Source organism: Streptomyces sp. NPDC021622 (assembly GCF_040640795.1).
Lineage (GTDB): Bacteria > Actinomycetota > Actinomycetes > Streptomycetales > Streptomycetaceae > Streptomyces.
The window spans coordinates 413093-427632 of the sequence record NZ_JBFACK010000006.1; the positions used below are offsets into that span (position 1 = coordinate 413093).

General features: G+C 71.0%; 13 protein-coding genes. 10 read left to right on the plus strand and 3 right to left on the minus strand.

From position 1 onward, the window contains the following. The first annotated feature begins 111 nt into the window (after window positions 1-111). Together AB0G47_RS15215 and AB0G47_RS15220 are read left to right on the plus strand one after the other, a co-directional pair. Complete coding sequence (locus AB0G47_RS15215) at window positions 112-618, plus strand: hypothetical protein (RefSeq protein ID WP_360768927.1); 507 nt, start codon at window positions 112-114, stop codon at window positions 616-618. A gap of 114 nt (window positions 619-732) precedes the next feature. Beyond that, entirely contained in the window at window positions 733-1317 is a 585-nt protein-coding gene (locus tag AB0G47_RS15220; protein WP_360769053.1) for a hypothetical protein, read from the plus strand. Between the two features lie 202 nt (window positions 1318-1519). On the opposite strand, the gene AB0G47_RS15225 is transcribed toward AB0G47_RS15220, so the two are convergent. Beyond that, on the minus strand, window positions 1520-2881 hold the full coding sequence (locus AB0G47_RS15225) for a hypothetical protein (RefSeq protein ID WP_360768930.1): 1362 nt from the start codon (window positions 2879-2881) through the stop codon (window positions 1520-1522). Window positions 2882-3132: 251 nt separating this feature from the next. On the opposite strand from AB0G47_RS15225, the gene AB0G47_RS15230 reads away from it, so the two are divergent. From AB0G47_RS15230 to AB0G47_RS15240, 3 genes are read left to right on the plus strand one after another with little or no spacing between them, the layout of a single operon-like run. Then, the gene (locus tag AB0G47_RS15230; RefSeq protein WP_360768933.1) at window positions 3133-3513 is read left to right on the plus strand and encodes a hypothetical protein; all 381 of its coding nucleotides are present in this window, start codon (window positions 3133-3135) and stop codon (window positions 3511-3513) included. 38 nt (window positions 3514-3551) lie between these two features. Then, complete coding sequence (locus AB0G47_RS15235) at window positions 3552-4853, plus strand: DUF4241 domain-containing protein (RefSeq protein WP_360768936.1); 1302 nt, start codon at window positions 3552-3554, stop codon at window positions 4851-4853. A gap of 46 nt (window positions 4854-4899) precedes the next feature. Beyond that, window positions 4900-5400 (plus strand): hypothetical protein, encoded by a 501-nt coding sequence (locus AB0G47_RS15240; RefSeq protein WP_360768938.1) that lies wholly within the window; start codon window positions 4900-4902, stop codon window positions 5398-5400. Between the two features lie 14 nt (window positions 5401-5414). Here the strand turns inward: AB0G47_RS15240 and AB0G47_RS15245 are convergent, their stop codons facing one another. Both AB0G47_RS15245 and AB0G47_RS15250 read right to left on the minus strand, forming a co-directional pair. After that, a complete protein-coding gene (locus AB0G47_RS15245) occupies window positions 5415-6908 on the minus strand; it encodes an ATP-binding protein (protein ID WP_360768941.1) in 1494 nt (497 codons plus the stop codon). A 181-nt stretch (window positions 6909-7089) separates the two neighbouring features. Then, window positions 7090-9747 (minus strand): FG-GAP-like repeat-containing protein, encoded by a 2658-nt coding sequence (locus tag AB0G47_RS15250; protein ID WP_360769056.1) that lies wholly within the window; start codon window positions 9745-9747, stop codon window positions 7090-7092. A gap of 333 nt (window positions 9748-10080) precedes the next feature. On the opposite strand from AB0G47_RS15250, the gene AB0G47_RS15255 reads away from it, so the two are divergent. From AB0G47_RS15255 to AB0G47_RS15275, 5 genes are all read left to right on the plus strand, one after another. Next, entirely contained in the window at window positions 10081-10926 is an 846-nt protein-coding gene (locus AB0G47_RS15255; protein WP_360768944.1) for a hypothetical protein, read from the plus strand. 138 nt (window positions 10927-11064) lie between these two features. Then, window positions 11065-11694 (plus strand): RNA polymerase sigma factor, encoded by a 630-nt coding sequence (locus AB0G47_RS15260; protein ID WP_360768947.1) that lies wholly within the window; start codon window positions 11065-11067, stop codon window positions 11692-11694. 13 nt (window positions 11695-11707) lie between these two features. Continuing rightward, window positions 11708-12235 (plus strand): hypothetical protein, encoded by a 528-nt coding sequence (locus AB0G47_RS15265; RefSeq protein WP_360768949.1) that lies wholly within the window; start codon window positions 11708-11710, stop codon window positions 12233-12235. 373 nt (window positions 12236-12608) lie between these two features. Beyond that, window positions 12609-13274, plus strand: coding sequence for an RNA polymerase sigma factor (locus AB0G47_RS15270; RefSeq protein ID WP_360768952.1), 666 nt, complete (start codon window positions 12609-12611; stop codon window positions 13272-13274). Next, entirely contained in the window at window positions 13274-14323 is a 1050-nt protein-coding gene (locus AB0G47_RS15275) for a hypothetical protein (RefSeq protein WP_360768955.1), read from the plus strand. Before AB0G47_RS15270 ends, AB0G47_RS15275 begins: the two co-directional genes overlap by 1 nt. Window positions 14324-14540 lie beyond the last annotated feature (217 nt).

Below are 14540 nucleotides of genomic sequence, written 5' to 3' on the forward strand. Positions count from 1 at the left end.
GTTTTCTGCTTTTTGGTGGCGAACTCGCGTAAGTCTGTGGTGTATTCGGCCAAAGCCGATCGCAGCCGTCGAGCGCAGTTGAGCAGAGTCGAACCACGGGGGGACGCGGGCATGGGCTACTGGGGTTACTACGTCGTGGGCAGGAGCGAGCGGCCGCTCGTGGAGCTCACGGCGGTGGCGGGGGTGCGGGACGAGCTCAGCCTCCTCGTCCAGCGGGACGACGGCTGGCAGGTGTGGGAGGTGCCGGGCGGCGAGGGCACGCGCGACGTCGGCAGCATGAACTCCCTCGCCCTGGAGACGGGCGCGCCCGCGCTCTTCGGTTACGTCATGGACAGCGACTGCGTGGTCGTCGAGGCGGCCGCCCCGGAGAGCGGGGCCTGGACGACCTGCCTGGCGAGGACCGCGATGGCGGGATACCTGGGCGACGACGGGCTCAGCCTCGACGACTACTTCCTCGAGCCGCGCGACGCGGCGGACCGGGCGGTGGCCTGGGCGGCGGAGTCGGGCAGGACCGTGCCCGCGGCGCCGATCCTCGACGTCCTGAACGCCGCCGCGGAGCCTTCGGCGGAGCAGCTCTTCTTCCGCTTTCTGGACCGTCTCGGCGTTGTCCCGCAGTGACCGGCGGGGCTCCCGTTCCGCTTCTCTGCCGTGACTGTTCCGTGACTGTGTGACGTTCCCGGCGGGCCGCACGCAGTAGAGGACGTGCAGAGTCCGCAACAGGAGGCGTACATCATGGGCGGCCCGAGTCTGGTCGAGCTGATAGCCGAGGCCGACGAGAGAGGTCTCGCGGCGAGCGGTCTCGCCTGCCTCGACCGGTGCCTACCGCTCCTCGGGGGCGGTGACGAGGTGCTCCGGCCGCTGTGGGGGAGCCTCGCGGAGGGCGGCGCGTGGGACATGGCGCTGGCCGACGCCCGTGCCGCGCTCGCGGGTTCGGCCTCCCCGGAGGGGGCCGCCGGCGACGAGGCCGTCACGCTCGCGCACCGGATGCTCGGCGCCGTGCCCGCCGCGCGTTCCGCCGCCGAGCTGCGCGAGTGGGCCGACGCCTGCTCGGTCGCCGCGCTGCAGATCCACCGGCTGCTCGACACCATGCCGGACGGCGGCTCCCAGCGGTCGTCCGTGACCGCGCGGCGCGAGGGGCGCACGGACGGCATGTCGCCGCTGGTCGCCGCCGAGCTGCGCCGCCAGATCCAGATCCTGGAGCTGCTGGCCAACCAAGGTGCGGGCGCGGGTGGCCTTCGCCAGGCGCTTGACGTGTCGACGGAGGGGCGACGGGTGCTGCGGGCCGTGGTGTCGCGGCGGGAGCGGGGCCGGGGCTAGCGCCCCGAAGGGGCGCGGGGCTGTGACCAGCCGACGAGGGGGCCGGGCCCCGAAGGGGCGCGGGGAACTGCGCGACCAGCCACGACGCACCCGCAGATGAGTACCGAACTTCCCGCGGCGCCGGGCGCTGCAGGAGGGCCCCCGCGGTCATCGGCGTCTCCGCGGGGCCCTCCTGCGATCCCCTCCTATGGCCCCCGGCCCGTTACTTCGCGCCGAAGATCGCCGCCAAAGGCTGCTTCTTCTTGAAGACGGTGGACGGCGCCGTCACATGCTCGCCGCCGATGTAGAGGCGCTCGCCCGCGAAGAGAATCCGCCGCTCCGTCGTGAACCGCGCCTCCATCTCCCAGCTGGCGGACGGGTTCTGCTGGATCTTCGTCTTCTTGTACGTCGTCGGGTCCAGCTCCCAGACCGCGCCGCCCGCCTCGTCCACGACGCTGGCCTCCTGGTACGCGATGACCTTGCCGTCGTCCGCGACGCCGACCGGGGTCAGGTGACCGCCGTCCACCCCCTCGGCCTTGCCCTTCTGCTTGCCGGTCTTCAGGTCGAGGGCGACCAGGTCGTTCTCGGCGTCGGACGACGCGCTCGCGGGCTCCGAAGTGCCGAGGAAGAGCGTGTCCTTGGTGACGGCGATCTGCTGGCAGCCGGTGACCTCGGTGGCCGGGCAGTCCAGCTTGTACTTCCCGTACTTGCCGCCCACTGTGCTGATCGTGCTCAGCAGCTTGCCCTGGGCCCCGCTGTCGTCGATCGTCAGGAACTCCGAGGCCCCGGACGAGCCCTTCTTGGCGTCACCGCCGTCGGCGCCCACGACCAGCGGGTCGGTGGAGACGACGTGCGCGTTCTCCGTGCCTGCCGGGAGTTTGTACGTCGACTTCACCGCCTTCGTCGCAGGGTCGACGGTCTGGAGCGTCAGCTGAGGGCTGTCGACCTCGCCGCAGTCGCGGAGCGCGATCAGCTTCTCGTCGCTGCCCGCGTAGCCCTCCACCGGGCATTTCTCGTCCGATGGCTTCCACAGGGGCTCGCCGCTGACCTTCCAGCCCGCGTCGGTGAGGCTGCCCGCCGCGGCGACCGTGCCGCCGCCGATGGTGACCTCGTCAAACATCTGCGCGGAGCCGTACTCGTCGGTGGCCTGCTTCTGCCACAGCAGCTTGCCCTTGTTCAGGTCGACGAGGCCGACCTCCGTACAGACGGAGGGGTCCTTCTTGGCGTCCTGGAAGAGCACGGCGATCTGGCCGTCCTTGGTGGGCTCCGGCGACGTCCAGCAGATCTCACCACCGAGCGGCACCGTCCACTCGGCCTTTCCGCCGGCGAGCGGATAGCCGACTATTTTGTTCAGATCGGCCTTCACGAAATTCTTGTCGGTCGTCCACATCCCCATGGCGCCGACCATGTCCTTCACCTTCGCCATCGGCACCTGGCCCAGCAACTTCGCCTCGACGGCGGCCGATTCGGACCCGTCGTCGGCACCGCTTCCGCTCCCGCCCGAACCGTCGTCGCTCTCGCCGCAGCCGCTGAGCAGGAGCGCGGCCGCGAGTAACGAGCCGAGGGCTGCCGCCTTGCGTGACATCTGAATCTCCTTGTGGGCATGGGTACTTGACCCACCGGTCATCGTGCGACGACCGGCCGGCCAAGTGTTTTCGCTTGGATTGGCGATCCTTCCTTTTGGGTAAGGGAATTTCAACTCGGAATTCCTTATCTCTGCTTCAGTTGAAATGTTCCCGGGAACATTTTGCGGAATTGGCGGGCTGCTTGATATTGAGGCGCTGCTTACTGTTACCGCCTCCGGCGACCGAGAAGCCGGCGCCGGCGGCCGCCGCGATGCGGGGGCATGCCGCGCGGTTCGTCGCGCGGGCGAGCGCGCGCAGCCGGCTGCCGCTCGACTACAGCGTGGCCAGCCTCCGCGTCGTCGACTCCCTCGTCGAAGGGCTCCGCACGGGGACCTCGGAGCGGAACCGGGTCGAGGGGGTGCTCTTCGGGCTCGGTGCGTACGTGGGTGAGGTGCTGGTGCGGCGCGCCGGTGCCGTGTGGGTGGATCTCGACGACAGCCGACGCGCCTGGTTCGGGCAGTCCGTGGGCGTACGGATGCCGGACGCCAGGGTCTGGAATCCGCTCGGGAAGGTCGTCAACCGTTTCGAGCTCGGCCCCGAGGAATCGCTGCAGACCTTCTATCTGACGCTGCACGGGCGCAAACGGGGCTGAAGGCCGGCCCGATACGGGCCTCTGGCACGCTCGACGACATGACGATTGACGTGGTGTACGGCGAGGGCTGGGATGCGGTGCGGCGGGTCGTCGTCGGGCAGCTGAGTCCAGAGGCCGCGGCCGCGCGGGATGCAGCCGGAGCGCAGTACGCCGTGATCCTGCGGGGGCCGGGAGCGGGGCAGCCCGTCGTGTTGCATGTCGCCTGGGCCCAGCACTATCTCGGCGCCTGGGAGTACGACGAGCAGGGGCGCCGCGTGCGGGAGGTCGACCTCCGGCGCATCGAGCCCGGCCGGCTCTTCCTCAACCACACGGCGCAATGGCGTTACGAATCTCCCGACATGGCGGAGTTCGCGGACGACGCGGGCAGCGTGACCATGGATCTGTGGCCGGACGGCTGTGGCTGGACGCGCGAGCAGCCGAAGGGGGACAAGGGCGGCCTCATGCAGAAGGGGGTCGAGCTTCCGCCGGAGCAATGCTGGTTCCCTGCTCCTGAGTTCGGTGACTGGGCCGCGCTCTCCGAGGCAGTGGATTTCTCGTCGGTCGGTGGTGGTCCCTTCGTGAACGGCGCCCTTGTGGAGGCGGGGGATGACCGAGTTCCCCTCGCCGCCCCGCAGCCCAACTGGCGAGCACCTCGTGGTGCCCAGCCGGAGCACCTGGAGGAGATGTTCACCGACGGCAGCCGATTCCTGCTTCCCTCGGAGTACGTCTCCTATGGCGACCCCGTGCCCGCCGCGGAGCGTGAGGTGGTCGTACGTGTCCGGAAGCGCGGGCCGCTGGAACTGCCGACCGGGGAGCTTGTCGTCCGTGATCCGTCGTGGGGCGGCGCATCGGCCGATGCGTACAAGCCGTACACGGTGTCCGTGCGCCCGGGGAGCTACCGCGTCGAGATCGCTCAGGCGATGTCGACGTCGATGCCGATGTACGTCGTCGGAGTCCGGCTCGTCATATCGGAACAGCCGACCGTGTCTTGGGAGTTGGCCGTGACACGGGATCAGGACGTGCGGCTTCTGCGGGACGGGGAGTACTACGGCTTCGGCGTGGACGCCGGGATCGGTGCGCTCGCCGACGCCTCCGTCGTGGCGCGGCTCTCCGCCCGCTTCGTCGAGCTGTTCGTGAGGGGGCCGCACGCATGGGGCGAAGGGGCCACGGACGGAGGGCGCGTTCTCGCCGACTTGGCCACCGGCGCCAACATGGTCACCTTCTCCAGCGGTATGGGTGACGGCTCGTACCCGGTGTGGATCGGGCGGGCCGCAGACGGCGAGGTCACCTGCTTCGTCGCCGATATGCAGATCCTCTGCGACGCGGAGCGGTGTGGTGCGGAGATTGATGGACGGTTGTGAGGCGCAGCTGCGGGGCGCGGCCCGGCGGGGGATCCGGGCCCGGCTCTTGCTGCTGGGGTGGAACCTTGTCGTCATCCCCTCGGCGCTCGTCCTGGTGTTCGCCGTTCTCGGTCTCCGCTCGACCCCTGTGTTCCAGGGCCTTGCCATGGGGCTGATGTGGACCGTTCTGTCCAGCGGGCAGGCCTGGAAGAATCCTGAGCGGGTTCGGGCGCTGCTGGATGACGACGAGGAGCTGTTGACAGCCTTCCCGGCACGGCTGCTGCCCTCCCGAACTCGAACTGGGCTGCGTGGATGGTCTGTTGCCGGTAGCTGCTTTCTCGTGCTCACCACACGGCGGGTCCTGGTCTTCGCCCACAACCGGGTCGTGGATGTTCCCACCGGCCACCTCTGGGACGCGCCTCGGCGTGACTGTCGGGCGGAACTCCGTCCGGACGCCCGCCGATTGAAGGTCACCCACGGCGAGGCGAGTTCCGAGTTTCGGTTGGCCGCCCGGCACAGGAAGGCCACCGAGCGGTTCGCTGTCGCGCTGGGGAGGGGGTGGTGGTGAACAACGGCGGGTGCCTACGACCCCGAGTACAGCCGCGGCAGGTCGATGAGGACCGCCTTTCCGCCGGCCGCCGCCGCGCGCAGCTCCGGGGTGAAGCCGACGCCGCTGTAGCAGGCGGGGCGCGTATGGGTGGTGTCGATGCCTCGGGCGGCGAGGAGGCCGATGATGTGACGGAGCCGGTCCAGGTGGCGTACGTCCATCGTCTTGTGCCACTTGGCCTCGCCCACGGACAGCAGGATGCCCTTGTCCTGGCCGATCGCGCCGTGGATGACCACGTCCACCTGGTGGGTTGTGCGGGCGGCCGGGTCGGGCACGGCTCCCGAGCTGACCTCGATGGGCAGGCCGCCGAACGTCTCCGGCTCCGCGTGCCATTCCGCCCAGGTGCGGCACAGCTGCTCGAAGTGCGGGCCGACGATCTGGCTGAGGAAGGTGTGCTGGGCGCGTTCCCAGACCGTGGCGGCTCCACGGCGACGGGCGAGTTGTGCCGCCTCGGGGCGTACGACCGCGTGGTGGAAGGCGATCAGGGGCTCGGCGATGCGGTAGGCGGTGCGATTGCGGCGGAAGGCGTCCGGTCCGACCGTCAGCAGGCCGCAGCGTTTCAGGACTGTCAGCGGCTGTGAGATGTCGGTGGCCTTGCGGCCGACCGCGCTCGCGATGCCGCCGCTGGTGTGGTTGCCGGTGGCTACGGCGGCGAGGACCGAGTGGTAGAGGGAGCGGTCCCGTAGGTCGGGTTCGGCGGAGAGCAGGAATTCCGCCTCGCTGTGCAGCGGGCGGGCCGGGTTGAGGACGGTGCGGCACACCCAGTCGTCGAAGTCGTCCGGCCCGTCCGGGACGTCGTCGTCCACGAACTCGCGGCGGTAGGCGGGGGTTCCGCCGACGACGGCGTGGGTGAGGACGGCCAGGCGGGGATCGGTGATGCTCCAGAACTCCGCCGCCTCGCGGTATCCCAGGGAGTGCACGACGAGGTCGAGCCCCGCTCTGCCGTAGAGGGGAGACGTGCCGGCGAGCAGACCGCCCATGAACGACATCGCGCTCCCGCAGAGGAGAAGGCGCGGGTGGCGTTCGAGGTGTCTGCCCGAACGGACGCCCAGGGCGGCTTGGAGCTGGGACGGGAGAGCGGGGGCATTGCGGACCAGATACGGGAACTCATCGATGATCACGGGGAGTTGACGGTCCGCGGCCAGCGAGAAGAGCAGCTCCAGCGCTTCGCCCCAGTCCGCGGGCCGGGCCGGGGCGGGGGCGTCGGTGTAACGGGCGACGGCCTCGCCAAGGAGGCGCAGTGACTCGGCGGCCGACGCCTCCACGGCGGCGTAGTAGAAGCCTCCCGTGGCCTCGGCCAGTGCTTGCAGCAGGAAGCTCTTTCCCTGGCGGCGGCGCCCGGAGACCACACCGAGGCGAGGGCCCGCGCCCTCGCTGGTGGCGAAGGCGGTCAGCTCGCTCCACTCCCAGCCGCGGTCGAACATGTCGGCCGGTTTGGGGAGATGGCGGTGAACGGGGCGTGCGGCCATGGGCACCTCGCTGGTGGGCCGTCGGACTCTGGGGTCGATTCTTAGGGACGTACTTCTAAGAAGTACATCTCTAAGAACGAAGCCGCACTCGCGAAGATACGGTCTGCTGCCGGATGACCATGGTCTGCGAGAGGGGCGCAGGCCCACGCGAATGCGGCCTGCGCCCCTCCGATCCGCACCGTTACGGCGTCAGCACCTGCCCCAGGTGCGCCCCCGCCGGAGTCCCCAGCGACGTACGCCCGTAATAGACGCCACCCGACGTCGAGACGCCCGACGAGCCGCTGTCCAGCTGGAGGATCGTGCCGTCGCCCGTGTCCTCGCCGTCCACGCCGATCGCCAGGTCCGCGCGGCCGTAGCCGGAGAGGTCCGTCAGGACGACCGATGAGCCGAGGCGGTCCGCCGACTCCGTGGAGCCCGTGATGCCCGTCGTGTCCTGGGAGAAGGCCAGCGCGCCCGTGCCCGTCAGGCCGGACGACGAGCCCTTCAGGAGCAGCGACGTGCCCGCGTCCTTGCGGGACGTGCCGTCACGGGTGATGTCCTCGTTCGGGGCGCCCGTCAGGACGTCCGCGTAACCGTCGAGGTTGTAGTCGCCCGCCGAGACCGACCAGCCCATCGCGTCGCCCGACTCGGCGGCGCCCGGGACGCCTGACGTGTCCTGGTGGATCGTCTTCATGCCGGTGGTCGTGAAGCCCGTCGACGTGCCCGGGACCACCGTCACCTGGCCGCCCGCGAAGGCGCCCGACTCGGCCGTGTACGGCTGGCCGATCACCAGGTCGTCGTAGCCGTTGCCGTTCACATCGGCCACGGCGAGCGAGCGGCCGCCCTTGACCGAGAGTGAACCGACTCTGCTCAGGCCCGACCTGGTGCCCTTGAACCACTGGACCTTGCCGATGCCGGCCTGGTCGCGGTAGGTCAGCGCCACGTCCGCGTAGCCGTCGCGGTTGAAGTCGCCGGACGCGGCGTCCGCGTACGCGATGGCCGTGTCGCCGGACGTCAGGGTGCCGCCGACCTCGTTGCCCGGCGCGAAGCGCGCCGCCCACGTGCCGCCGGTGCCGGTCGACGCCGAGAAGACGTCCGCCTTGCCGTCCGCGTTGAAGTCCGCGACGGCCACCGCGGAGCCGAACTTGGCGCCCGGGTAGTGGAAGTCGTCCGCGAGCTGCATGTCCGTGCCGGACGTGAACGCCGGGCCGTAGAGGATCGTGACCGCGCCGCGGTCCGCGTTGGTGGCGTCGTCCTCGCCGGGGGCGCCGATCGCCAGGTCCGCGTAGCCGTCGCCGTTGATGTCGCCCCAGGCGGTGGCCGCCGCCCAGTTGTCGCCCGCCTCGGAGGCGCCGGGGACGCCGGGGCTGGATTGCGTGAGGGTCTTCTTCGATGCGCCTACCGGGCCGTCCAGGCCGCCGGGGACGATCGTGAGCGTGCCTACGCCGCCCGATGCCTTCGGCGTGCCCGCGACCAGGTCCGTGATGCCGTCGCGGTTGAAGTCGGCCGTGGGGATCGCGGAGTTGCGGCCCGCGCTCGCCGCATGGCGGCGGATCTCGCCGAGCTTCGAGTAGAGGTTCTTGCCGGGGCACTCCGTCGCGAAGCCGTCCCGGTGGCCCGAGATCGTGTCGAGCGACGGGGTGTCGCCCTTCTTCCAGACGCCCGTGTCGTCGCCCGCCGTCAGCGTGACCTTGGCCAGCGGGTCGCCGCCGTACTGGCCGAGCTTCCAGGCCGCGACGCGGGAGACCGACTCCAGGGCGGCGCGGGTCGGCTTGCCCGCTTTCTTGTACGTCGTGCCGGGTGCGGGGTTCTCGTTGCCCTCGAAGTCGCCGAGGAGCGCGATGCCCGCCGACTCGGCGTTGAAGCCGTACGTGTGCGCGCCCTTCACCGGCAGGTCGGTGCCGCCGCCGCGGCCCTCGAAGACCTGGCCGCACTTGTCCACGAGGAAGTTGTAGCCGAGGTCGTTCCAGCCCTCGGTCTCCACGTGGTACGTCATGATGCCGCGGACCAGGGCCGCGGACTGGGCGCAGCTGTAGTCGTTCGTACCGACCGTGTGGTGGACGAAGACCGCCTTGACCTTCTCGACGTACTCGGGCGGGTCCTTGACCAGGGACTCGTCCGCGCCCCAGTCCGCCCGGCCGGTCATCGGCGGCTTGGTGACCGTGGACGGCGGCGCCGGCGGCTTCGTCGGCTCGGGGTCGGGTGACGGGGAGCCGGACGGGGTGGGGGAGGTGCCCGGCTCCGATGCCGTCGGGGACGGTGCCTGCGAAGTGGGTTCCTCCGTCGGGGGCTGCGAGGTGGGCGCCTGTGACGGCGCGGGCGACGCGGGCTCGGTCGGCTCCGGCGTAGGCGTCGGCGTCTCGTCGGCCGCGGCCTCCATGGGCGCGGCGAATGCCGCGGGCGCCATCGCCGAACCGTCGAGCGCCGGGTTGTCCGCCTCCTTGGACGTCACACCCGGGTCGACCAGGTTGACCTCAAGTCCCGTCGGCAGCAGGGCACTTGAGGCACCGTCCGCCGCGACCACCCGGACCTCCACGCCGTCGGACGGGCCGACCCAGAGCGGCTCGGAAGCGGCGCGCATGCCGGCCTCGGCCTTCTCGGGCAGATGCAGCTCCAGGTCCAGGTTCTGCCAGCCGGTCCACTTGTCGTCCTCGATGGAGCGCGTACGCACCTGCGCCGTGCCGTCGAGCTCCTTCGTCACGCCGGTCCACGAGACGCCGAGCAGCGAGAACTGCTTGGTCGACGTGCGCGGCAGCTCCCTCTTCTTCGCGCCGTCGGCCTTGAGCGCGATGTCGTGCACGCTCACCGGGCGCTTGCCGCGCGAGCCGCCGTCCGCCGGATCCGTCGCGGGATCCGCCATCGCGTACGTGATCGCCCCCGCGCCCCCCAGCACGACGGCCCCGATCGTCAGCCACGCCCTGCGCTTGAGACTCAAAGGTCTGTACGCATGCGTGGTACGCGCTGATTCGCGCGGTTTGCGCGGGCTCAAATGCCCCACCCCTTAGCGGAATTGCCGACTGACCTGCCGGTTGACCAAAGCGAGTGCGTACGACCGGCCGGGAGGGCAAAGGGTTGTACGGATCCGGGCCCGAAACGACGTGATGTATCCCGCACCTCTGACGGGTGACATATGGCCTGAGCATTGCGCTGGGTCACGTGACAGCTGTGAACGAGAAGTGGACGAGGAGTGTGGGTGGGGACCGTGGTACTTGGGGCGGGGAAGCGGCGACAGTGGCTGCGAGCGGCGGCCTGCTGTCTCGTGATGGGGGCGCTCGCGTCCTGCGGTTCGGAGGGGAAGATCTACGAGGGAATGGTCGAGCGGACCCCGCCGGAGCCGCCGAGGCCCGCCGACGAGGTGCGCGGCGAGCGGCTCTCCGAGGAGGCCATGCGGCTCCTCAAGGACGCCGAATCCCTTCGCATCGCGGTCGAGATGACCGGCCCCGGGAAGCACCAGAAGATCTCCGTGCACATGGACCGTCACAACAAGTGCACCGGAACCTTCGACGACGGGCCCATGAAGAAGGGTGACATCGTCATGGTCGGCGCCGATGAGGCCTACTTCCGGTTCTCGGACGAGGCGCTCGACGCGGTCCGCGCCCACGGCGTGACGCTCGGCCCGGAGGCCGAGGCCAAGTCCAGGGAGCGGACAGCGCTCGCCCGCGGCAAGTACCTGAGGATCCCTGATCAGCCCCAGGGGCCGAAGGGCGTTTCGCCCACGCGGATGTGTGACCTGGGCACGGCGCTCGGTGATCTGGGCGACGCCCCGGCCGACGGCGCGCGTGCGCTGCCGGAGAAGCAGTGGCACGGCCAACGCGTGACCCCGCTCGTCGAGAAGGACGGCGGGAACGACATGACCGTCTATCTGGCGGCGGGCGACAAGCCGTACATCGTCGGCATGACGCAGACGCGGGGCACCGAGCGCATGGTGATGGAGATGTCCGACTACGACAAGCCGGTCGTCGTGGCGTCCCCCGACCCGTCCCTGGTCCTCGACATGACGGACATCGGCCTGGGCGGTGGCTCGCCGTTCGCCGTGTGAACCGTCCGAACCGTCCGAACCGTCCGAACTGAACCGACTGAACCGTCTGGACCTGTGACATTTCTGTGCGCACCGACGCTGCTCAGCGTGGGGGCACGGACACGGTGAGCCGTGTCGCACCAGTACGAATGGGAAAGCGTGGGCCGAGGAGGAGAACCCCGTCGCGCGCAGGCGTACGACGAGGAGCTTGGCGCGGCTGTCGCGCGGGCGCAGGAGGGCGACGAGGCGGCCTTCGCGGTCGCGTACCGCCTGGTGCAGCCGGGGATCCTCGGCTATCTGCGCGGCCTGGTCGGCCACGACGGCGAGACCGCGGAGGACGTGGCGGCCGAGGCCTGGCTGGAGATCGCCCGCGATCTGGGGCGGTTCCGCGGTGACGGGGCGGGCTTCCGCGGCTGGACGGCGACCATCGCGCGGCACCGGGCGCTCGACCATCTGCGCCGCCAGAAGGCCAGGCCTCGACCGTCCGCCCTGGAGCAGGACATGCTCGAACTCCCCGGACCGCACAGCACTTCGGGCCAGGCCCTGGAGGCGATCTCCACGGAGCAGGCGCTCGCGCTGATCGCCGGGCTGCCGCGCGACCAGGCGGAGGCGGTGCTGCTGCGGGTCGTCGTCGGCCTTGACGCCCCCTCGGCGGCCCGGGTCCTCGGCAAACGCCCCGGCGCGGTCCGCACCGCGGCGTACCGCGGCCTGAAGCGGCTTGCCGAGCAGCTCGGCGAGGCGCGGGGTGTGACGGATGACGGGCCCGGTCCGCTGGGGGAGTCGAGATGACCCGGGAGTCAGGATGGACGTGAACGAGAATCGCTCCGGGGGTGAGCGCGCCCTGGATGCGCTGCTCGGCGACGCCGTACGGGTCGGCGACGTCGACCCGGATTCGCAGGGCCGCGCGGTCGCGGCGTTCCGCAGCGCGCGGGACGCGGGCGCACACCGGACGCGCACCCGCCGCCGCGACGACTGGCGCCCGCGGTTGCGCCGCCGCACCCTCGGCTCCCTGCGCGCGGCGGTCGGCGCGGTCCTCGCCAGCCTGCTCCTCGGCGGGGTCGCGATCGCCTCCATCGGCACGTCCGCCCAGGAAGCCCCCGCCCCGCCGAAGAAAACCTCCCACCCGACCCGCCCCTCCCCGGCAGTCCCCTCGCCACAACCCTCTGCCCCGTCGAGCGCCCCCGCACCGAGGGCCGAGCCGAGCACCCGCCCGAGCAGCAAGCCAAAGGGCGACGACAAGGGCAAGAAGAAGGGCAAGCGCTCCGAGCGCCCCAGGGGATCCCACGGCCGCCCGACTGACTTACCGCCAAAGTCCCACGGCAAGCACTAGCGCCCCAAAGGGGCGCGGGGAACTGCGCGACAAGCCACGACGCACCCGCAGCCGAACAAAAAAACCCGGCGGCGAAAGCAGCAATCCAAGGCCGCGGGGCAACCAATTCACCCGCCAAGCCCTCTGCCAAGGTGAGCGGCCGGGGTCGCCACCCCCCACAGGAGAGACCCCGGCCGTCACGCGGCACGGACCGCACGCGGCCCGTACTCCCTTCAGCGCCGCGCGTGCGTTTTCTGTCACACCGCGTTGTGTCACGCGCTAGTTGCGCGTTGTACCAAACATGGACGTGAGCCCACTTCAGCCCGTAGCGTGCTGCTTCGCGCCAGGCTGCGGAGGCAGGACCGCAACCGGTGTAGGCGCATAGGGAGAAGTTGTGCTGGGGGACGACGCGGAACTGACCGCCGCGGTGCTTGCGGCACAGGACGGGGACGAGACCGCGTTCCGGACTGTGTACCGCGCTGTGCACCCGCGGCTGCTCGGCTACGTACGAACGCTGGTCGGAGACCCGGACGCGGAGGATGTCGCGTCCGAGGCCTGGCTGCAGATAGCCCGTGACCTGGACCGGTTCAGCGGTGACGCGGACCGGTTCCGCGGCTGGGCCGCACGCATAGCGCGCAACCGCGCGCTCGATCACATCCGCATGCGGGGCCGCCGCCCCGCGATCGGCGGCGACGAGACCGAGCTGACCGGGAAGCCGGCCGACGCGGACACCGCGGGCGAGGCGATGGAGTCCCTGGCCACCGGCGACGCGCTCGCGCTGATAGCCAAGCTGCCGCAGGACCAGGCCGAGGCGGTCGTCCTGCGCGTGGTCGTCGGGCTCGACGCCAAGAGCGCGGCCCAGACCCTCGGCAAGCGCCCCGGAGCGGTCCGCACGGCCGCGCACCGCGGTCTGAAGCGGCTCGCGGAGCTGCTCGGCGCGGACGGTCCGCTGAACCCGGACGCGTTGGACGCCGTGCCTCCGCAGCGAGAGCCGCGTGGGCGTGCGGTGACATCCGCCGGTGTGACGCAATCGCGTTCGCGGGCGCAGAAGGACATGTGATGGCCGACGAGGATTACAGGTGGCTGGACCGCGACGCGGCGGAGCGTTTGCTGAGCGGTGAGTCCTTCGACGGCGCCGACCATCACACGCGGGAGCGGGCCGAGCGGCTCGCCAAGACCTTGGACTCGCTGACCGCCGACGAGCGCGTGCTCGCGGGTCCGCCCGGTGACCTCTCCGCCGAACTGCCTGGTGAAGCCGCCGCCCTCGCGGCTTTCCGGGAGGCCCGTGGCCTTTCCGCAGGGGCCTCTTCTACGCGCGTCGGAGCGGGTCAAACCGTACAAATCGTCGGCTCTGCCGCGCCCGGGCGCCCGACCCGCTGGGGTCGCCCCATGCGCTTCGGGCTCGCCGCCGTCCTGGCGGGCTGCATGATCGGCGGTGTCGCCGTCGCGGCCGGTACGGGCGTGCTGCCCTCGCCGTTCGGCGGCCGGGACGAGAAGGGCCCCGCGGCCTCCGCGTCGCCCGTCGCGCCGCCGCAGCCGCTGGAGTCGGCGACCGGTGGGGCGAGCACCGCACCGGACGTCGAGCCCGACGACGTACACACGACACCGGACGGCAGCTCGCGCGAGCCCGGCAGCAGCGCGCCGCCGCGCTCGCCGGAGGCCTCCGCGTCCCAGGGCGGCGGCGGCTCCCAGCAGCCCGGCACCGGCGATCCGCAGCGCGATGACGAGGCCGCCGACTGGCGCAGGAAAGTGGTCGCCGCCTGCCAGGAGCACCGCAACGGCGAGCTCCGGGGCGAGAAGAAGCGCCGCCTGGAGAAGCTCCTCGGCGGCTCCGAGGGAATCACCGAGGCCTGCAACCGCGTGCTCGGCGACGGCGGCGACCGCGAGGGCGACGGCGGTGGCGGCAGCGGCGGTGACGACGACGGCGGCAACGGCGGCGACGGCGACAAGGACGGCGACGGATCGTCCGGCAACGACCCCGAGGGCAACGGCGGCGCCAACCCGGTCCCGCCGATCGTCTCGCCGACCAGCTCGCGCACCGCGACCCCCACGGCGTCCTACAGCGCCAAGCCGGTCCTGCCCTCGGCCTCCGCCTCCACGGGATCTTGACCAGCGGGCATTTCCCCTGGTCGCACCGCTGATCGTTCAAGGTGTGACGTTTTTTGAAGCGGTGACGCAGTAACAAGTGAGCCGACTGGTCATCGGCCCGCGCACGAGCCGGGGGTTCCCCCCGTACCTTTGGCTCCGTGCCACCAGCGTGGGCGGGAGACGTTCCCCCGATCCCGCCCACGCTGCCTAATCCTTCTCATCTTTCGCCCGTAGCGGG